Origin of the sequence: Yersinia frederiksenii ATCC 33641, assembly GCF_000754805.1 — a bacterium.
GTDB lineage: Bacteria > Pseudomonadota > Gammaproteobacteria > Enterobacterales > Enterobacteriaceae > Yersinia > Yersinia frederiksenii.
Genome location: NZ_KN150731.1, coordinates 1,784,848 through 1,804,650 on the forward strand (window position 1 = coordinate 1,784,848; position 19,803 = coordinate 1,804,650).

A 19,803-nucleotide genomic window follows, 5' to 3' on the forward strand; every position below is an offset into this window, starting at 1 on the left:
ACGCCCATGACTTTGGGATGGATAACACTGCTGCTGTACTTAAGACTTGGGGCTAGGAGTTTTTTGTGGATGAAAACGGTCTTCGCCTGCGGGTAAAGGGCAAGGTACAAGGGGTCGGTTTTCGCCCCTATATCTGGCAACTTGCCCATCGTTTTGGTCTGTGTGGTGATGTCAGTAACGACAGTGCAGGAGTGACCATTCATTTGTGGCAATCGCCAGCAGTGGCTGGTTTTCTCCAGGCATTGCCGCTAGATTGCCCACCGCTGGCACAGATTGATAGTATCGTCAGCGCGCCTTATCACTGGGCGCAACCGCCGCTGGGTTTTGTGATTCATCATAGTGGCGCCGGGCAGATGGACACCCAAATCGTGCCCGATGCCGCAACCTGCAATGCTTGCCTGCATGAAATGAATGACCCCGCCAACCGCCGCTATCGTTACCCTTTTATCAACTGCACCCACTGTGGCCCGCGTTTTACCATTATCCGCCGCATGCCCTATGACCGGCCCTATACCGCCATGGGCAAGTTTCCGCTGTGTGCGGCCTGTCAGGCCGAATATGATCACCCGGCTGACCGCCGTTTTCACGCTCAACCCAATGCTTGCGCGCATTGTGGTCCACAATTGTGGCTCAGTGATGCAAACGGCCAGACAGTGGCTCAGGACTTTGCAGCAGTGCAGCAGGCGGCCATGGCGCTATTGGCCGGAGAGATTGTTGCTGTCAAAGGTGTGGGAGGCTTTCATCTAGCGGTCGATGCCACCAATAGTACCGCAGTAGCCCGCTTACGTGCGCGTAAGCACCGGCCTTCCAAGCCGCTGGCGGTTATGTTGCCGGATGCCAGTTGGCTGAAAACCTGTGTGCAGAGCACCGATAATGACGCCTTGCTCCGATTATTACGCAGCCCGGCGGCCCCGATAGTTTTAGTCGCTAAGCAACCGAACAGCCCACTGAGTGCCGCAGTTGCGCCAAAGTTACCGGAAATTGGCGTGATGTTGCCTGCTAATCCGCTGCAACATTTGTTGTTGCAACAAGTCGCGCGCCCACTGGTCATGACCTCCGGCAATGGTAGCGGCAAACCCCCAGCACTTAGTAATGAGCAAGCTCTGAGTGCTCTAACTGATATAGCCGACCATTGGCTATTGCACGATAGGGACATTGTGCAGCGGGCTGATGATTCTCTGGTGCGTTTCACTGACAGTGGCGCTGAAATGCTGCGCCGAGCCAGAGGTTATGTGCCTGATGCTTTCGAGTTACCACCGGGGTTTAGCCAGCAACCGGCAATTCTTGCGCTGGGGGCTGACATGAAAAATACCTTTTGTCTGTTGCGTGACAGCAATGCGGTGCTGAGCCAGCACTTAGGGGATCTGGCTGATAACGATATTGCACAGCAACAGCAGCAGTTATTAGCGCTATTTTGCGATATTTATCATTTCACACCACAGACGGTGGTAGTGGATGCGCACCCCGGTTATGTCAGCCATCAGTTTGGCAAAGCTTGGGCCGCTCAACAGAATATTCCTTGCGTGGAGGTGCTGCATCATCACGCCCATCTGGCGGCTTGTCTGGCAGAACATGGCTGGCCGCGTGAGGGCGGCGCAGTGATTGGGCTAGCGCTGGATGGGTTGGGATACGGTGCAGAGGGTCAGCTGTGGGGAGGCGAATGCTTACGTGTAGATTATGTGAATTGTGAACATATTGGTGGCTTGCCAGCAGTGGCATTACCCGGCGGGGATTTAGCTTCTCGTCAACCATGGCGCAATTTTCTGGCGCAGTTACAGCGCTTTGTTCCGCGAGGGCACAACTTACCTGAAGCCGCTGCCATTCCGCAACCGCAAGGCGAGATCCTCGCGCGTGCCATTGTGCGTGGCATCAATGCGCCACTGGCTTCATCGACGGGGCGACTATTTGATGCGGTAGCGGCAGCGCTCAATATCGTGCCGCATACCATCAGTTGGGAGGGTGAGGCAGCTTGCCAGTTGGAGGCGTTGGCATGGCAAAGTACCAGAACTGTTCCTCCCGTTACGCTACCGTTGCATGGTAATCAACTAGATTTAGCCACATTCTGGCAGCAGTGGCTGGCGTATGATGCTGAACCCGCAGAGCGGGCTTATGCTTTCCATTTCGCGCTGGCACACGGCTTTGCCACGTTAGCCCGTCAAGCGGCACACGACTTTGGCATGGATACCATTGCCTTTTCCGGGGGGGTGTTGCATAACCAACTGCTGCGTGAGTTACTGTGCGATCAATTGCATGACTTCCGGCTATTGATGCCACAGCGCCTTCCGGCGGGTGATGGTGGTCTAGCGCTGGGGCAGGCACTGATTGCGGCAGCTCGTGGGATAACATAAGGTTGCTTATCATCTCTGTTTTATTGATCGGTGGGAGATCACATGCATACCCTTCACCCAGACCATCCGAGTACACCAGATTTATTCCCTGATGCATTGGCCGCAGTTTGTTTACAGCAATTTTATACCACGCCGCCGCTGGTTCACTGCTTAACTAATGACGTCGTACAGTCCTTCACCGCCAATGTATTACTGGCGCTGGGAGCTTTCCCTGCGATGGTCGTGGAACCTGAAGAGGCAGCGCAATTTAGCGCCATGGCTGACAGTTTGCTGATCAATATTGGCACCTTGCATCGAACACAAGCGGAATCCATGTTGGCGGCAATTGCTGCGGCTAACCAAGCGGCCACTCCTTGGGTACTTGACCCGGTTGCCGTCGGTGGGCTGACGTATCGCACCGATTTTTCCCGCCATTTATTGACGCTTAAACCGGCCGCTATACGCGGTAATGCATCGGAGATTATGGCGCTGAGTGGTATGGCAACGATGGGCCGAGGTGTCGATAGCCTTGATACATCATTGGCCGCACTGCCTGCAGCTCGTCAATTAGCACAGCAGGTTAAGACGGTGGTTGCGGTGACGGGTGAGGTGGATTACATCACTGATGGTCTGCGTGATTTCGCCGTGCCCGGTGGTGACCCACTGATGACGCGGGTGGTTGGCACCGGTTGTGCGCTGTCTGCGGTTGTGGCGGCGTTCTGTGCACTTGAAGGGGATCGTTTACATCATGTCGCGACAGCTTGCCGAATTATGTCGCAGGTGGGCGGAGTGGTCTCACAGCAAGTTGCCGGGCCGGGAAGTTTTATTCCGGCTTTTCTTGATGGCCTTTATCAATTGAAAACTATTGGTATTTAGTTTCGCCCTGATTTAATTAAGTTCCCGCTCAGACTTTACACTCAAATTAAAATTAATTAATAGCCTCTACGGAGGCTTAAATTATATCCAGCAAATAATTTGCCATAGCTTAGAATTTAGATGGTGAGCATTCACATTGTTTTGTCTTCCCGGTCTTTTTCAGCATTCCTGTTTTTTAGTTCTCTAATAAACATATAGGAAAATACAATGGCTATATTAAAAGGTTATAAAATAGCGGCGCTGTTTGCCGTCGGGATATTAGTGGCAGGATGCGCCTCGAAGGTCACAACCAGTGCACAATTCTCTGGTTTTCTAGCTGACTACAGTAAATTACAAGAAACAGAATCAGCCAGCGGTCAGAAAATCCTGCGTTGGGTTTCACCTGATTTTAATATGTCCAAATATACTGGCGTTTATTATACGCCGCTGGTCTTTTACCCTCGTTCAACACCGACTCAGCGAGTAAGCCAGAAAACATTAGATAACATCTTGGACTATGCTAATAAACGACTCAAAGAGGCTGTTAGCCGTCAATTACCGTTAGCCAGTTCACCGAAAAAACCAAATACATTAATTGTCCGTGCGGCAATTACCGCAGTGGCAGCTGAAGATAAAGATATTCAAGTGTATGAAATGATACCAATATCTGCAGTGATTGCCGGAACAATGGCAGTAACCGGTAATCGAACCCAAAATACGGCACTCTTCTTGGAAGTACAGGTTATTGACTCCAATACGGGTAAACCTGTGATAGTGGTAGTGCGTAAAGCCTACGGTAAGACGGTCAATAACAGTAGTACAGAGATTACCGCAGATGATGTGAAGAGCACGATAGATAATTTGGTTTACGACGTAGTTAATTTTAGGGCAAGCAGCCACTGAAACCCTTAAAGCTCTTAACCGCTCAGCCTCTGGTCGTGTTTGACTCAGAGGCTGAATACCACTCTATTCGCCATAATGTGCATTACGGATAAGTACAGATAAATCATTTAATTTCATTGGTTTGCCTAACAAGTAACCTTGTACTTCATCACACATTAGGGTTTGCAGATACTCAAGCTGCTCTGCGGTTTCTACCCCTTCTGCGGTCACGGTCATCGACAGAGCATGGCCGAGGTTAATGATGCCCTCAACAATTGACTGCCCCTCATGTGATTGCGCCAGTTCATCAATAAAACTCTTATCAATCTTTAGCCCATCGAACGGGAAGCGGCGCAGATAATTAAGTGATGAATATCCAGTACCAAAATCGTCCATCGATAAACGCACTCCGAGGGTTTTCAATGCCATCATGGTTTTAAATGCCCCGTCAGCATCTTCAATCATTATTCGCTCGGTTATCTCTAGCTCTAGTCGATGGCTGGGGAGCCCTGTCAGTAGCAGAACTTGTCGTACTCGCTCGATCAGGCGCTGGCTTCTGAATTCAATGGCAGAAATATTGACCGAAATAATCAGCGATGGAGGCCATGTGGATGCATCTTGGCAGGCCTGCAACATGGTCCAATCGCTAATGGCGGTGATAAGCCCGGTTTCTTCTGCCAGAGCAATAAACTGATCCGGCATTAACAACCCCAACACCGGATGATTCCAGCGAACTAAAGCTTCAGCTCCGGTGAGTTGTGTCCCTTCAATACGATAGCGCGGTTGATAATAAAGGCTGAATTCATTGTGTTTGACCGCCTGACGTAAGAATCGCTCCAGTTCGCTGCGTTGCATCAGGCGTTCATTCATTTCACTGGAGTAGAAGCTCCACTGGTTACGGCCGCTATTTTTAGCTTCATACATGGCGATATCAGCGAACCGCAACAGCTCCTCGGCATGCATTGAGTCCTGTGGTGCCAAAGCAATACCGATGCTGGCGCCGATATAAATATCTTGGCCATTGATGACATAAGGGCTTTCGATACGGGCGATAACACGGGCGCAGAGCTGCTCAATTTCTTTGATTGAAGCCAGGCCGGTAATAATCAGAATAAATTCATCGCCCCCCTGGCGGGCCACTAAGTCTTGATCACGCAAACAGCTTCTTAGGCGCTCAGATACCTGATGCAGCACCAGATCACCGGTAACGTGACCATAGGTATCATTGACTGGCTTGAATTTGTCCAAATCGACATTGAGGATCACCAGCGGGTGTGGCGCGGCGGCCAGGTTTCGCAGTTTATTTTCCAGAAACTCTTTCATTCGCAGACGGTTGGGTAAGCCGGTTAGCGCATCGTGCAGAGAAAGGTGTTGAATACGCTCCTGCGCCTCTATCTCTCGGGTGATATCTGAAGCTGTGCCACGAAAACCGATAGTGTTGGTATCTTTGATAATAGGTTTGGCATAAATCCGACAAATGCGTTTATCGCCCTTGGCAGAGAAATAAGTACATTGCAGTTCATTACGAGACTCAGTCAGATGTGTGTATTGCAGCCAGGAGCGCAGCGGAATAATGTCACAATTTAACAGTGAATCAAGATTACGGCCTAACCAGTGCTCCACACTTAGACCGGTAATAGTTAAAAATCGCTGTGACAGATAGGTAATTCGCAAGTCAGCATCGGTTTCCCATAACCAGTCGGTTGCGGCCTCTGCAACATGACGAAAACGCTCTTCGCTGGCAATTAAGGCGGCTTTGTTTTCATCAGCAATTCGCGCCTCTGACATGGCACGTCGTAGAACCAACCAGCCACTTAATCCAAGAATCAGGGCAACCAGCGCCAGTAATGGGAGCAATATATTGAGCAACTGCCCTCCCGGCATATTCTGGTTCCAGTGCAAAGTCAGGCTACTGTTATCATTGGAAGCTAACACCACAGAAGGGCTGGAAGAGAAATCTTTTTTGTCACGAGGGGTGCGTAATTGATGAATGCCGAAATCTTCACCCAAAGCATTAAGCTCGGCTTGTGTCAGAGAATTAACGAATACCAAAACAGAAGGTGCACCTGGCTCCAGCTTAACTCGTGGATCGCTGCCAGGAGTTAATGCTGCTGCAGCAATAATCACCGGCTGCCCTGCCACTTCAATTGTTTCCGTCGCAATATAATCTGTTGCTGTTCGCGCTCGGGCAGTGTCAATTAACGGTGTAATGCTTGCATTGAGCCAATCCGGTAATGTCGTATGTGCCAATTGCCCATTAATAACGGAATAACGGGTTTTTCCCTGACCATCAATGACGAATACGCCTTCATAATTAAAGTCATTATAAAGTGATGGCCCCAGATTTTGACTGATAAACGCCCATTCAGGGTCTACTTTTACATGCAAATGCTCATAGGCATCGCCCCAAAAAGCATTATCTTTTATTCTGGCCTTGATCTCATTTTGGCGCATCTCCCATGCTTTATTGACTAAAAAGCGGCTTTGAGATATCGCTTGTTCATTTAATTGTGAGGCAATGTAGATAATGCCCACCGCAGCAATAATGATAGTCGCCCCAACGAGCAGGGCCATGGCCTGTAAAGTCTGTTTCGCAAAGAAAACATTTTCCCCTCTTGCCCGTGATTCTTGCGGGGTGGAGTTTGTCATAGTGAATTCCCTTAGCACTTACAAAGTTCGGGCTGATACTAAGTATTAGAGAAAAACCTGTTTAATCAGCAGGAAGTGAAGACTCTGAGGCAATCTAAACTAACATAACTCCGCCTAATTATAATTTTAGCTTAGAGTAATTTAATGCTTTTCCGCTGTTTTTTCGTTGAATATAAAAGAATAGGAATAAATTTAACCAATGCCTACTCTGTTATGACCAATATGTGACGAGCCTATTCTTGTGATAAAACTGAAATAAGGAGTTAACTAGGGAAATGATAGCAGGGAATGATAGTCAGCCATGACTCTGATGGAGCAAGGTAGGCGGGAGTGTTAGATAATCAATGGCATCTATGGGCGGTTTACCACACTCCCTCTAATTTCTCAGCCAAACTGAGAGTCTGTATTGAATTCTATTCCAGTGCCTTTCAGCGAGTCTCCTTTTAAATAAACTTAGCGTACAGACATCAGACTGTAATAGGAATTTTTGTCGCAAGACGTTAAAGTGACATCAAAATATGACTAATCCCGCTAAGCTTTATTGATGCCCTACCCAGATTCATGACCCGCCGAGAGTAAGGAAAAAATAACCATGCCTAAACTGAAATTGGTTCGCTACTGGATGCCCCCTAATGTGTCGCGAACCTTAAGTACTCGGCTATATTCTCTGACTGCATATGCCTTTGTCCTGCTATTGGGGATAGGGATACATAGCTCTATAGCAGCTACACCACTGCCTGCGGTGATAGTGGCGGTGGTGACCTCGGCGACACCTGATAGTGCGTTGCAATATCTAGGGCGGGTGGAAGCTATTCAGGCGGTGGATGTCACAACCCGAACAGAAGGATTTATTGCCGCCAGACTGTTTACTGAAGGGCAGATGGTCACGCAGGGGGAGTTGCTGTATGAAATTGACCCCGCGTTACATCAGGCGTCAGTGACTCAGGCGCAGGCACAATTAGACAGTGCAACCGCCAGTGCTAATCATGCGCAGGTGACGCTCACTCGTTTACAGCGCTTAGGCAATAACCGCTCGGTTAGTCAGGCGGAAGTCGATGAAGCGCAGGCACAGCGAGATATCAGCCGTGCGGCGGTGGCTCAGGCACAAGCAAACCTGCAAATTCAGCAATTGCAACTCAGTTTCACCCGCATCATCGCACCAATAACCGGCCAAATTGGCCACAGCCGCTTTAATGTCGGTAGCTTGATCAACCCCGCCAGTGGTCCACTGGTCAGTATTGTGCAGCTCGATCCTATCCGCGTGGCAATTGCAGTTAATGAACGTGATTACATTACGGCCACCTATCAGTTGTCGGCAACGGGTTCATCAGCGACAAATTCTGCCACCGCAGAGGGCAGTGCATCGCCATTTGGACATTTTACGCCACGCATTCAACTGGCGAATGGTAAGCAATATCCGGAAAGCGGCGTTTTTGAATCTGTTGATAATCAAATCGATAAACAGACCGGCACTGTAACTATTCGCACCCGTTTTGCTAATCCACAGCATCTGTTACTACCCGGTGGGGTGGTCAACGTGTCGCTGGCGGCAGAAACCGCCAAAGCAGTGACCGCCATACCTATCGCGGCGTTACAACAGAATAAGCAGGGCCATTTTGTGCTGGTGGTGACGGATAAGGATCAGGTTGAAGTGCGGCCAGTGACTCTGGGTGAGCAATTTGAACAGCAATATGAAGTGAAAGATGGGCTGAAGGTCGGCGAGCGCGTCATTGTGTCGGGGCTGCAACATGTCCAGCCAGGAATGACGGTCAGCGCCAGTGTTGCCACGCCGCTGACTGCAAACTAAGGGGAAGGCCTGATGCTGCATTTCTTTATCCGTCGTCCCAAGTTTGCCATTGTCATTGCACTGGTGATCACCATCGTTGGTTGGGTCTCACTGCATGTTATTCCTGTGGAGCAATATCCTGATATCACGCCGCCAGTGGTCTCTGTCAGTGCGGTTTATCCCGGTGCCAGTGCCCGCGATGTGGCGCAAGCCATTGCCTCGCCGCTAGAGGCACAGGTGAATGGCGTCAGTAATATGTTGTATATGGAATCCACCAGTGGCAATAACGGCAGCTATCAGCTGAGTATTACTTTTGCCAGTGGCACAGATCCAGATATGGCCGCTGTTGAGGTGCAAAACCGGATTTCTCAGGTGAGTGCTCAACTGCCGGCTGAAGTGAATGAAAATGGTATTTCAGTCCGTAAACGGGCATCTAACTTGCTACTGGGAGTGAGTGTTTTTTCACCGAAGCAGACTCATAACGCTCTGTTTGTCAGTAACTACACAAGCATTCAGTTGCGTGATGCTATTGCGCGTATCAATGGTGTTGGTGATGTGCAGGTGTTTGGTGCGCGTGATTACAGCATGCGGGTGTGGCTGAATCCACAACGTATGGAGTCACTGAATGTCAGCGTGCAAGACATTGTTACTGCATTACAGCAGCAGAACGTGCAAGCCGCTGCCGGGCAGATTGGTTCGTCACCGTCGACGCTTGATCAACAACAAACCCTGACGATCAGTGGGCAGGGGCGGCTTTCCGACCCACAACAGTTCGCCAATGTCATTATTCGCAGCAATCCGCAGGGCGGGATGATTCGGCTGGGTGATGTTGCTCGCGTGGCGCTAGGGGCACAGAACTATCAGGTCAGTGCGGCACAAAACCAGACTGAATCTGCATTTTTAGTGGTTTATCCGGTACCCGGTGCTAATGCATTAAATGTGGCGAATGGGGTGCGGGATGAAATGGCCCGACTATCGGCCTCTTTTCCATCGGATCTGACTTATGAGATAAACTACGACTCGACTTTGCCGGTAACCGCTACGCTGCATGAGATCGCAATCTCCCTGACATTGACCCTGATTGTGGTGTTGGCGGTGGTATATCTGTTTTTACAAAGTATGCGGGCGACCTTTATTGTCGCGCTCACCATTCCTGTGTCGCTGCTTGGTACCTTTGCAGTGCTCTATGTCTTTGGTTATTCAGCCAATACCCTCAGTTTATTCGCCATTATTTTGGCGCTGACGATCGTGGTGGATGATGCGATTGTGGTGGTAGAGAACGTTGAGCGCTTATTATCGAATGACCCAAGCTTAACCCCTGCACAAGCCACCGGGCAGGCGATGAGTCAGATTGCCGGGCCCATTATTGCCACGACACTGGTATTGATGGCGGTATTTGTGCCGATCGCTATTTTGCCGGGCATTGTGGGCGAGCTGTATCGGCAATTTGCCGTCACACTGTCGGCGGCGGTCATTCTATCCAGTATTAATGCGCTGACCCTGAGTCCGGCGCTGTGTGCGGTGTTGCTTAAGCGGCGCACGTTATCGAATACCGGCGTATTTGGTGGTATCAACCGTGGTTTGGATCGCGCGCGTGATGGATATGTCGGATTAACCAGCCGTATTAGCAGCCGCGCGGTATTTAGCATTGCGGCGCTATTGCTGGTGGGGCTGGCAACCTGGTGGGGTTATACCCGCCTGCCGACTTCATTTTTGCCGGAGGAAGATCAGGGTTATTTCTTTGTCAGTTTACAACTGCCGGATGGCGCGTCTCTGAATCGTACTCAGACAGTCATGGACCAGATGTATCAGCAGGTGACTGCTAATGACGCCGTTGAGGACGTGATAAAAATCACTGGCTTTAGTTTACTCAGTGGCAATAACTCACCCAATGCCGGTTTTGCCATTGTGATGCTCAAACCTTGGGGGCAGCGTCCTCATATTAATCAGGTGCTAGCCAGCATTCAGGCCAATTTGGCGGCTATTCCCTCGGCGATGATTATGGCGGTAAACCCGCCAGCGATTGCCGGTTTGGGCAGTGCTTCTGGTTTTGATTTGCGAATTCAGGCCCTGTTGGGGCAATCACCGCAGGAACTGGCGCAGGTCAGTCAGGGGATTATTTTTGCCGCTAATCAGGACCCTAAACTCAGCCGAGTATTTACCACTTTCAGTGCCTCAGTACCTGAAGTTAATCTGAGTATTGACCGGGATCGCGCCGCATTGTTACAGGTGCCGGTCAGCCGTATTTTCCAGACCTTACAAACCTCACTTGGTGGGATGAATGCCGGTGATTTCACCTTGAATAACCGTATGTTCCGGGTGCAATTGCAGAATGATATGGATTTCCGACAACGCACCGCACAGATAAATAGTCTGAATGTACGTAGCGATAATGGGGCATTGGTCAGCTTGGCAAACCTTGTCATATTAACGCCATCGGTTGGCGCTCCTTTTATCAGTAATTTCAACCAGTTCCCTTCAGTCGCTATTAGTGGCTCAGCGGCTGATGGGGCCAGTTCTGGTCAGGCAATGACAGCGATGGAGGCACTATTGGCGCAGAATTTACCGCAAGGTTATAGCTATAGCTGGAGTGGCATGTCATGGCAGGAGCAGCAAACGGGCGGGCAGGTGGTGCTTATTTATCTGGCGGCACTGGTATTTGCCTATCTGTTCTTGGTGGCCCAGTATGAAAGCTGGAGCATCCCGCTGGTGGTTATTCTTTCGGTGGTATTTGCTGTGGGCGGTGCAGTGGCCGGGCTATCAGCCATGGGCTTTGCCAACGATGTTTATGCGCAAATCGGGTTGGTGTTGCTGATAGGGTTGGCGGCCAAAAATGCGATATTAATCGTCGAGTTTTCCAAAGCTCGACGAGAAGAGGGGGCCAGTATTGCACAAGCGGCACAAGACGGGGCCAAACAGCGTTTTCGCGCGGTCATGATGACGGCGATTTCATTCATTCTCGGCGTGATGCCGCTGGTCTTTGCCAGCGGTGCCGGGGCGATGAGCCGCCAGATTATTGGTATCACGGTATTTGGCGGCATGCTCATGGCCACTGCCGTGGGGATTTTGTTTATTCCAGCACTCTATTTGCATGTTCAGCGGTTGCGAGAATGGACAAAAACGCGCAAACATCCAGCGGATGAAGGATCGCAGGAGTAAACATCGGCTGACTTATCTGTCACCTCGCAATGGGGTGACAGAGTGCTACATCTTCGTGCATTTGCCTCTAAAAAGTGCGCGCAACCAGTGCTTTTCTCTCACTCTGTCACCCTTTCTCATTACATAAAGTGCGGGCATTGCTGTTAATCTGCAGGCCCCCGTAATGTGGTACAAACCTTGCTTTAGCCGTAGACCGTACTATTACTGGCAAATGGCAGGGATAAAGTATGTCACAGGTGAAACAGGCTCCGGAGTTAAAACGTACATTAGGTAGTTTTCAGTTATGGGGTATTGCCGTCGGGTTGGTTATTTCCGGCGAGTATTTTGGCTGGAGTTACGGCTGGGCGCAGGCGGGGACACTGGGGTTCCTGTTTACGGCATTAGGTGTGGCGGCCATGTACACGGCGTTTATTTTTAGTTTTACCGAGTTAACCACTTCTATTCCCCATGCCGGGGGGCCATTTGCTTATGCCCACCGTGCTTTTGGCCCTACTGGCGGATTTATTGCTGGCCTGGCAACATTAATTGAGTTTGTATTTGCACCACCGGCAATTGCGATGGCAATTGGTGCCTATATCAATGTGCAGTTTCCGGCAATTGACCCTAAATGGGTTGCTGTTGGCGCTTATCTGGTGTTTATGTCACTGAATATTTTGGGTGTCAGCATCGCGGCAACATTTGAATTATTAGTGACGATATTGGCGATTTTTGAATTATTGGTCTTTATGGGTGTGGTGGCACCCGGCTTTGAAGCCAGTAACTTTGTTAAAGGTGGTTGGGCAGGCGCAGATACTTTCAGTCTGAGCTCAATGTCAGGTATTTTTGCCGCCATTCCCTTTGCTATTTGGTTTTTCCTAGCCATTGAAGGGGCTTCAATGGCAGCTGAAGAAGCCAAAGACCCACAACGCACCATCCCGCGCGCTTTTATCTGCGGCATTCTGACATTAGTGGTGTTGGCTCTGGGTGTGATGGTATTTGCCGGTGGAGTCGGTGACTGGACGAAATTATCCAATATTAATGACCCACTGCCACAAGCCATGAAAATTATTGTCGGCAGTGATAGTGGCTGGTTGCATATGTTGGTCTGGCTTGGGTTATTTGGCCTGATTGCTTCTTTCCACGGCATTATCATGGGATATTCACGCCAAATTTTTGCGCTGGCCCGTGCTGGGTATTTACCTAAACCTTTGGCGAAAGTTAACCGGCGTTTTCGTACCCCGCATCTGGCGATTCTGGCCGGTGGTGTCGTAGGGATTGCGGCCATTTTCTCTGACTCGCTCATCGTGATTGGTGGTATGCCACTGACGGCAAATATCGTCACTATGTCAGTGTTTGGTGCCATTGTGATGTATATCATCTCGATGTTGTCGCTATTTAAACTAAGACAAACCGAGCCACGATTGACTCGCCCGTTCTCGGCCCCTCTCTATCCCTTTGCTCCAGCACTGGCATTAGTTCTTGCCGTGGTCTGCTTGGTGGCGATGATCTATTACAACCCGCTATTGGCGCTGATATTCGCTGGAATGATGTCGGTCGGTTATATTTACTTCCGTCTGACCCATCGTTCGCGCGCAGCAGCGGCATTCGACCCACAGCTTAGTGGTGCTGAATGATATTGCATGATATTCAGGCTGCTTCGGCGGCCTGCTGAACTAAGGGACGCGTTATGTACCAGACAACGTTGAGTCATCGTCGCTATCACTTTGGTGATTTACGCGATTTAATGGCGAAAGCTTCACCCGCGCGCTCGGGAGATTATCTGGCGGGCGTCGCGGCAGAAAGTGCTGAAGAGCGCATGGCTGCTCGCATGACACTGGCCGATTTGCCGTTAAAAACCTTTTTACAGCAAATGCTAATCCCCTATGAGCAGGATGAAGTCACGCGGTTGATTATTGACACGCACTCCCCGCAGGCATTTTTCCCAATAGCGCACCTGACTGTCGGCGATTTTCGTGATTGGCTGCTTAGCGAGCAAACAGACAGTGTAATTCTGGCGCAAGTGAGTGCGGGCATCACCCCGGAAATGGCGGCGGCGGTGAGCAAAATTATGCGCAATCAGGATTTGATTCTGGTGGCGAAGAAATGCAGTGTTATTACCCGATTCCGCAACACTATTGGCCTTCCCGGTCATTTAAGTGTGCGGTTGCAACCGAATCACCCCACGGACAGTTTACAGGGGATTGCGGCCAGTATGCTCGATGGCCTACTGTATGGCAGCGGCGATGCAGTGATTGGCATCAATCCGGCCAGTGACAGTTTGCCGCTGTTAGAAAAGCTCAATTACATGCTGGACGATGTCATCAACCGCTTTGAGATCCCAACCCAATCTTGCGTGCTAACCCATGTTACTAACACCCTGAAATTGATTGAACGCGGCGCGCCGGTTGATCTGGTCTTTCAATCCATTGCTGGCAGCGAAGCCGCCAATGCCGGTTTTGGCATCAATCTCGCTTTAATAGAAGAAGCCCAGCTTGCGGCCTTGAGTCTCAAACGCGGCACGCTGGGCGATAATGTAATGTATTTCGAAACCGGGCAAGGCAGTTGTCTCTCTGGTAATGCCCATTTTGGTGTAGATCAGCAAACCTGCGAAGCCCGTGCCTATGCCATTGCTCGCCGCTTCTCGCCATTATTGACCAATACCGTGGTGGGTTTTATCGGGCCAGAATATCTCTATGACGGGAAACAGATTATCCGTGCCGGTTTAGAGGACCACTTTTGCGGCAAACTACTGGGTGTTCCGCTAGGTTGTGATGTCTGCTACACCAACCACGCTGAAGCGGATCAGGATGATATGGATACCTTACTGACTCTGCTGGGAACGGCGGGTTTGACCTTTATGATGGGAATTCCAGGTGCAGATGACATTATGCTGAATTATCAAAGCACATCGTTTCATGATGCTTTGTATATTCGTCAACTGCTCGGCTTGAAACATGCCCCTGAGTTTGGTTTGTGGCTCGAGAAAATGAATATTATAGATGCCAGTGGGCGCTTACGTGATACCGCGATGAATCATCCATTATTGGCCCAATTACCACAGTTGGAGGTATCTCAATGAGTGCTGATAATGACCTGTTACATCCGAATCCGTGGGAGGTTTTACGGCAGTTTACCGCGGCCCGTATTGCCCTTGGCCGTACTGGGGCCAGTTTGCCGACTAGCGAATTATTAAAGTTTGGTTTAGCCCATGCGCAAGCACGCGACGCGGTACATCAGCCCTTTATCAGTGAAGATCTTGCCAGTCAGTTGGCTGATTTAGGATTAACCTCCGTCACGGTGAATAGTGCAGCGCCGGAGCGTTCCACTTATTTACGCCGTCCGGATCTGGGACGGAAATTGTCGCCACAAAGCCGCGAGCAACTGTGCGCATGGCCTGATAAGCAAGCTGACGTTTTGTTGGTGATTGGTGATGGCTTATCGTCCAAAGCTGTGCATCGTCAGGCGATTCCTCTGGTTGCGGTCTTACTGCCATATTTACAGACGTTAGGTTTATCACTTGCTCCCGTGGTATTGGCTCATCAGTCCAGAGTGGCGTTGGGTGATGATGCTGGGGAATGCTTGCAAGCCAAGGCGGTGGTCATTTTGATTGGTGAAAGGCCGGGGCTCTCTTCTCCTGATAGCTTAGGGATTTATATGACTTGGGGGCCAAATACCCGGCGCTTGGAGTCTGAGCGCAACTGTATTTCTAATATCCGACCAGAAGGGCTGGATTATCCTCAGGCGGCTTTTAAGCTGGCATGGCTTTTAGAGCAATCTTTCCAGCGCGGTTTATCTGGGGTACAGCTCAAGGATGAGAGTGATAACCCGGCCTTGCATGGGCGTGTTAGCCCAGCTTACATCACTGAAATAGATAACAGCATATCGCGCTGATTATCCTTATCTATATGGCGGTTAAAACTACCGCCGCCATCCTTTTAACCTGTTCAAACATGCATTCTTGATAATATTACGTTAATATATCTAATGATTGCAGGCTGAGCCAACCTACACATCCCTCGTTTTACAACTATTCTTATAAATATCTCACGAAATTTGAATTTCTAACGGTATTACTGCGCGTCATCATTTTCATGCTTTATGCAGTGGAGCTATTAAGAACGTAAGGAAGAAAAAATGGGACTACGAAGAAAGAACGTTAAACCTATGCAAATCAATGATATTACGATAATTGATGATACAAAACTGAAGAAGGCTATCACCGCCGCAGCGTTAGGTAACGCCATGGAGTGGTTCGATTTTGGTGTCTATGGTTTTGTCGCATTTGCACTGGGTCAGGTCTTTTTCCCCGGTGCCGATCCCGGCATTCAGATGATCGCCGCATTGGCGACCTTTTCCGTTCCTTTTCTGGTTCGGCCTCTGGGTGGCTTATTCTTTGGGGCATTGGGTGATAAATATGGCCGACAGAAAGTCCTATCCGTCACCATTATTATCATGTCAGTCAGTACCTTCTGTATTGGCTTGATTCCTTCTTATGCCTCGATTGGTATATGGGCCCCCATATTGCTGTTATTAGCAAAATTGGCGCAGGGCTTCTCTGTCGGGGGTGAATATACCGGTGCGGCAATTTTTGTTGCTGAGTATTCACCGGATAGAAAACGTGGTTTCCTTGGCAGTTGGTTAGATTTTGGTTCCATTGCCGGTTTTGTGCTTGGCGCTGGGGTGGTGGTGCTGATTTCCAGTATTGTGGGCGAGGCCAGCTTCCTTGAGTGGGGGTGGCGCATTCCATTCTTTGTTGCCGCCCCACTGGGCTTAATCGGGATTTATCTGCGTCATGCACTTGAAGAGACCCCTACTTTTCAACAGCATGTGGATAAGATGGATAGTGAGTCGCGCCATAGCATTGCTCAGCCGCCCAAGGTCTCTTTCCGTGAAATAATCACCAAGCAGTGGAAGAACCTGACTATCTGTGTCGGCATGGTGATAGCCACTAACGTCACTTATTACATGCTGCTGACGTACATGCCAAGCTATCTGTCACATAGCTTGCATTATTCTGAAGATCACGGTGTATTAATCATTATTGCTATCATGCTGGGTATGTTATTTGTCCAGCCTGTCATGGGGTTAATGAGCGACAGATTTGGCCGTAAACCTTTTGTTATTTGCGGCAGTATCGGGCTGTTTATGCTTGCCATTCCTAGCTTCATCCTGATTAACAGCGGCATTATTGGTTTGATATTTTGTGGTTTATTGATCCTGGCGATTTTACTTAACTGTTTTACTGGCGTGGCGGCGTCAATATTACCGGCGATGTTCCCAACTCATATTCGCTACAGCGCGCTAGCAATTGCTTTTAATATCTCAGTACTGATTGCGGGCCTGACACCAACGGCGGCCGCATGGCTGGTAGAGACTACCCAAAATCTATTTATGCCCGCTTATTATTTGATGGTCGTGGCAGTTATTGGCCTGGTGACGGGTGTATTTATGAAAGAAACAGCCAATAAACCACTGAAAGGGGCAACGCCTGCCGCTTCAGACCGGGCTGAAGCCAAAGAGATATTGCAGGAGCACCATGACAATATTGAGCAGAATATTGAGGATATCGATCAGCAAATTGCTGAGCTGGAGAAAAAGAGAAAGAACTTGATTGCGCAGCACCCTGATATTAATTAAGGCGCATGGTGGGCTATATCACGGTTTGAATTTGATTTAGATCAAGAAAAACCAAATATATACAATGGTTTACCTTTCTATTCAAATCTCTCTTTGACCCTCCCCCAAGGGGAGGGTTTACATTTACCCTTCTTCTTTGGCATTGCTGCCAACCGGCCACCCAATGACCTTGGGTAAAGATTTTTTGACAGGGAAACCATGACCGTGAAAAAGACATTTGCTTCAACTGCCCGACTGGCTATTGTTGCTCTAGCCGCAGTCACTTTCAGCCATTTTGCCTTGGCACAATCCACTGCCACTGCAGAAACCGAGTTTTTGACTCAGCATGGTTTAGTTGGAAAAACCACTGAGCAGATGATCGAGACCATTGATCAGGACAAACAACCGCGCCCTTTGCCATATTCAGCTTCAGTCACCGGGAGTGAATTAACATTATCTGATGGGCAGCAACAATATTCTTTCCCATTGGGTGATAAGTTTTATCTCTCTTTCGCCCCTTATATAAACCAAACTCACCCCTGCTTTAATCACAGTTTATCGGGTTGCCGCGGCGAGCTGGCAAATACGACATTCGATGTAAAGATTACCGATAAAACCGGTAAAGTTATCATGCAAGATAAACTAACCAGCTACCAAAATGGTTTTGTCGGTGTTTGGTTACCACGTAATACAGAAGGGACGATTGAAGTCAGTTACCAAGGTCTTAAAGCGGTATCACCTTTTGCTACCCAGACAGAAAGTCAAACCTGCATGACGACATTGCAACTGAAAAAATAAGCCGTAGAATTTGTGTTAACTTGAGTGGGGATTGTACATAAATAGCAGGGGTTAGCAGTGGCCAGAGAAAAAATTGTTATCGTCATTGATATGCAAAATGGTGTTTTTGCTCATCCCCGCTTTGATCGTGAAGGTCGAGTCGCGCGTATTAATCAGCTGATAGACCATGCTGATCAGGTTATTTTCATTCAACATATTGAAGGTGAAATGACCGAAGGGAGTGAGCTGTGGCAAATATTGCCAGAGCTGCACCAGCCAGAAAGTGCAATTTCAGTCAATAAAACTGCCTGTGACTCGTTTTATCGCACGTCACTCGATAATGTCATTGCCGAATTGGGAACAACCCAACTGACTATCTGTGGCTGTGCCACTGATTATTGCGTTGATACCACTATCAAAATTGCTGCCAGCAAAGGTTATACCCTAACCATAGCAGCAGATGCTCATACCACAGCGAATCGGCAGCATGTCACCGCTGAGCAGCTCATCGCACAACATAATGAAGTTTGGTCAGAACTGACCATTCCGGGTAATAGCATCACCGTCAAATCGACACAGCAAATTCTTGCTGATTGGGCGGCTTAACTCCGGATGAGACTGCTTGTTTCTGCGCGGCTCAAAATCTAATGCGATATTGTATAAAGCCAGGGCGCTCTGCCAGTTTATTATAGAGCGCCTGTGCTTGCGTATTACTCTCATGCGTCAACCAATGCACACGACTTGCGCCTGCTTCTCTTGCTTGCTGTTCAACCGATGCTATCAGTAACCGAGCGACCCCTTTGCCACGTGCTGAAGGTGAGGTAAAGAGATCTTGTAGATAACAATAGGGGCCGATGGTCCAAGTGCTACGATGGAAAAGATAGTGCACAATTCCCACCAGGCTACTGTTATCGAAAGCACCCAAAACATACATTGGCTCAGCGGGATCATTCAGACGTTGCCAAGTTATATCGACAATAGCAGGGTCAAGTGTTGTTTCGTAGAACGTGAGATATTCTTGCCAAAGTGGCTCCCAGATTGCCCGCTCTGTGTTTGAGAGTGTACGTACAGATAACGAGGTATTCTGATTCAATATTTTGCGCCTTTAAAAGATGAGTGGGAAAATGTAAACAATGTACTGGGTTAAGTCTACAGGCCTGCCAACTTAGTAAAAATAGCTAATATCATTCATTTCTCTTATTACTTACTTGTGTAAGTTTTATCTATTAATATATAAACATAAAAAATTAATTCTACAACTATCGAGTATAAACGTAGTATTTTATATAAAGATAACAGAACTATTTTCTGTAAATAAACTAAGAAAGACTAACCTTAAATGTAGGAATATTCCTTTTCTTTGTTGGCTGATCTTTTTTTGATCGACACCAATAAAGTATATGCATCTAAAATATACAAATTGATCACTATTTTGTATTTTAAAATGCGTTATTTTGATTTTAAATGCCATTATTTAATTTTTTGTGGTTTATTATATCGAATAAAGCAAAATCAACACTATATCTCACAATGAGATAAATCTTGTTCTACTTTTTAAACATCAGTATAAATAAGATAATATAGATAAAGTGGTTGGTATAAGATTTATTTTATTCTTTATATTTTTTGATAAAAATGAGGCTTTCGGGGGCTATTGCAAACCTAATGAAACGCCATTTGAAAATGATAATTACTTACTTATTAAATCGTTATGTTACGGCAATTGTCTGTCATCTGATGGATACAGTCTAATTATCATTGATACATTCTCAA

At 48.4% G+C, this 19,803-nt stretch carries 13 protein-coding genes; 11 read left to right on the forward strand and 2 right to left on the reverse strand.

The window, feature by feature from the left end:
- The first annotated feature begins 65 nt into the window (after window positions 1-65).
- The 3 genes from hypF (at window position 66) to DJ58_RS13695 (ending at window position 4,085) form a co-directional block, all read left to right on the forward strand.
- The gene (gene hypF / locus DJ58_RS13705; RefSeq protein ID WP_004711868.1) at window positions 66-2,348 is read left to right on the forward strand and encodes a carbamoyltransferase HypF; all 2,283 of its coding nucleotides are present in this window, start codon (window positions 66-68) and stop codon (window positions 2,346-2,348) included.
- Window positions 2,349-2,390: 42 nt separating this feature from the next.
- On the forward strand, window positions 2,391-3,203 hold the full coding sequence (gene thiM, locus DJ58_RS13700; protein WP_004711867.1) for a hydroxyethylthiazole kinase: 813 nt from the start codon (window positions 2,391-2,393) through the stop codon (window positions 3,201-3,203).
- A gap of 207 nt (window positions 3,204-3,410) precedes the next feature.
- Window positions 3,411-4,085 carry a DUF3313 domain-containing protein gene (locus DJ58_RS13695; RefSeq protein ID WP_004711865.1) on the forward strand — a complete coding sequence of 225 codons (675 nt, stop codon included), beginning with the start codon at window positions 3,411-3,413 and terminating at the stop codon, window positions 4,083-4,085.
- A gap of 63 nt (window positions 4,086-4,148) precedes the next feature.
- On the opposite strand, the gene DJ58_RS13690 is transcribed toward DJ58_RS13695, so the two are convergent.
- On the reverse strand, window positions 4,149-6,713 hold the full coding sequence (locus DJ58_RS13690; protein WP_004711864.1) for a bifunctional diguanylate cyclase/phosphodiesterase: 2,565 nt from the start codon (window positions 6,711-6,713) through the stop codon (window positions 4,149-4,151).
- A 622-nt stretch (window positions 6,714-7,335) separates the two neighbouring features.
- Between DJ58_RS13690 and DJ58_RS13685 the strand changes: the two genes are divergently transcribed.
- From DJ58_RS13685 to DJ58_RS13650, 8 genes are all read left to right on the forward strand, one after another.
- A complete protein-coding gene (locus DJ58_RS13685; RefSeq protein ID WP_086019118.1) occupies window positions 7,336-8,520 on the forward strand; it encodes an efflux RND transporter periplasmic adaptor subunit in 1,185 nt (394 codons plus the stop codon).
- A 12-nt stretch (window positions 8,521-8,532) separates the two neighbouring features.
- On the forward strand, window positions 8,533-11,658 hold the full coding sequence (locus DJ58_RS13680; RefSeq protein ID WP_032913222.1) for an efflux RND transporter permease subunit: 3,126 nt from the start codon (window positions 8,533-8,535) through the stop codon (window positions 11,656-11,658).
- A 227-nt stretch (window positions 11,659-11,885) separates the two neighbouring features.
- Complete coding sequence (gene eat / locus DJ58_RS13675; RefSeq protein WP_004712671.1) at window positions 11,886-13,271, forward strand: ethanolamine permease; 1,386 nt, start codon at window positions 11,886-11,888, stop codon at window positions 13,269-13,271.
- Between the two features lie 53 nt (window positions 13,272-13,324).
- The gene (locus tag DJ58_RS13670; protein WP_004712670.1) at window positions 13,325-14,716 is read left to right on the forward strand and encodes an ethanolamine ammonia-lyase subunit EutB; all 1,392 of its coding nucleotides are present in this window, start codon (window positions 13,325-13,327) and stop codon (window positions 14,714-14,716) included.
- Window positions 14,713-15,528, forward strand: a complete 816-nt coding sequence (gene eutC / locus DJ58_RS13665) for an ethanolamine ammonia-lyase subunit EutC (protein WP_032912231.1) — start codon at window positions 14,713-14,715, stop codon at window positions 15,526-15,528. The genes DJ58_RS13670 and eutC overlap by 4 nt, the downstream gene beginning before the upstream one ends.
- A gap of 243 nt (window positions 15,529-15,771) precedes the next feature.
- Window positions 15,772-17,274 carry a glycine betaine/L-proline transporter ProP gene (gene proP / locus DJ58_RS13660; RefSeq protein ID WP_032912230.1) on the forward strand — a complete coding sequence of 501 codons (1,503 nt, stop codon included), beginning with the start codon at window positions 15,772-15,774 and terminating at the stop codon, window positions 17,272-17,274.
- A 204-nt stretch (window positions 17,275-17,478) separates the two neighbouring features.
- A complete protein-coding gene (cueP, locus tag DJ58_RS13655) occupies window positions 17,479-18,051 on the forward strand; it encodes a copper-binding periplasmic metallochaperone CueP (protein ID WP_032912233.1) in 573 nt (190 codons plus the stop codon).
- 57 nt (window positions 18,052-18,108) lie between these two features.
- Window positions 18,109-18,636, forward strand: coding sequence for an isochorismatase family protein (locus DJ58_RS13650; RefSeq protein WP_004712666.1), 528 nt, complete (start codon window positions 18,109-18,111; stop codon window positions 18,634-18,636).
- A 31-nt stretch (window positions 18,637-18,667) separates the two neighbouring features.
- Here the strand turns inward: DJ58_RS13650 and DJ58_RS13645 are convergent, their stop codons facing one another.
- The gene (locus DJ58_RS13645; RefSeq protein ID WP_004712665.1) at window positions 18,668-19,123 is read right to left on the reverse strand and encodes a GNAT family N-acetyltransferase; all 456 of its coding nucleotides are present in this window, start codon (window positions 19,121-19,123) and stop codon (window positions 18,668-18,670) included.
- Window positions 19,124-19,803 lie beyond the last annotated feature (680 nt).

Bases quoted from the DNA above. Each gene is read 5' to 3' on its own strand.
- thiM (WP_004711867.1), top strand. From the start codon at position 2,391: ATGCATACCCTTCACCCAGACCATCCGAGTACACCAGATTTATTCCCT.
- DJ58_RS13695 (WP_004711865.1), top strand. From the start codon at position 3,411: ATGGCTATATTAAAAGGTTATAAAATAGCGGCGCTGTTTGCCGTCGGG.
- DJ58_RS13690 (WP_004711864.1), bottom strand. From the start codon at position 6,713: ATGACAAACTCCACCCCGCAAGAATCACGGGCAAGAGGGGAAAATGTT.
- DJ58_RS13685 (WP_086019118.1), top strand. From the start codon at position 7,336: ATGCCCCCTAATGTGTCGCGAACCTTAAGTACTCGGCTATATTCTCTG.
- DJ58_RS13680 (WP_032913222.1), top strand. From the start codon at position 8,533: ATGCTGCATTTCTTTATCCGTCGTCCCAAGTTTGCCATTGTCATTGCA.
- eat (WP_004712671.1), top strand. From the start codon at position 11,886: ATGTCACAGGTGAAACAGGCTCCGGAGTTAAAACGTACATTAGGTAGT.
- DJ58_RS13670 (WP_004712670.1), top strand. From the start codon at position 13,325: ATGTACCAGACAACGTTGAGTCATCGTCGCTATCACTTTGGTGATTTA.
- eutC (WP_032912231.1), top strand. From the start codon at position 14,713: ATGAGTGCTGATAATGACCTGTTACATCCGAATCCGTGGGAGGTTTTA.
- proP (WP_032912230.1), top strand. From the start codon at position 15,772: ATGGGACTACGAAGAAAGAACGTTAAACCTATGCAAATCAATGATATT.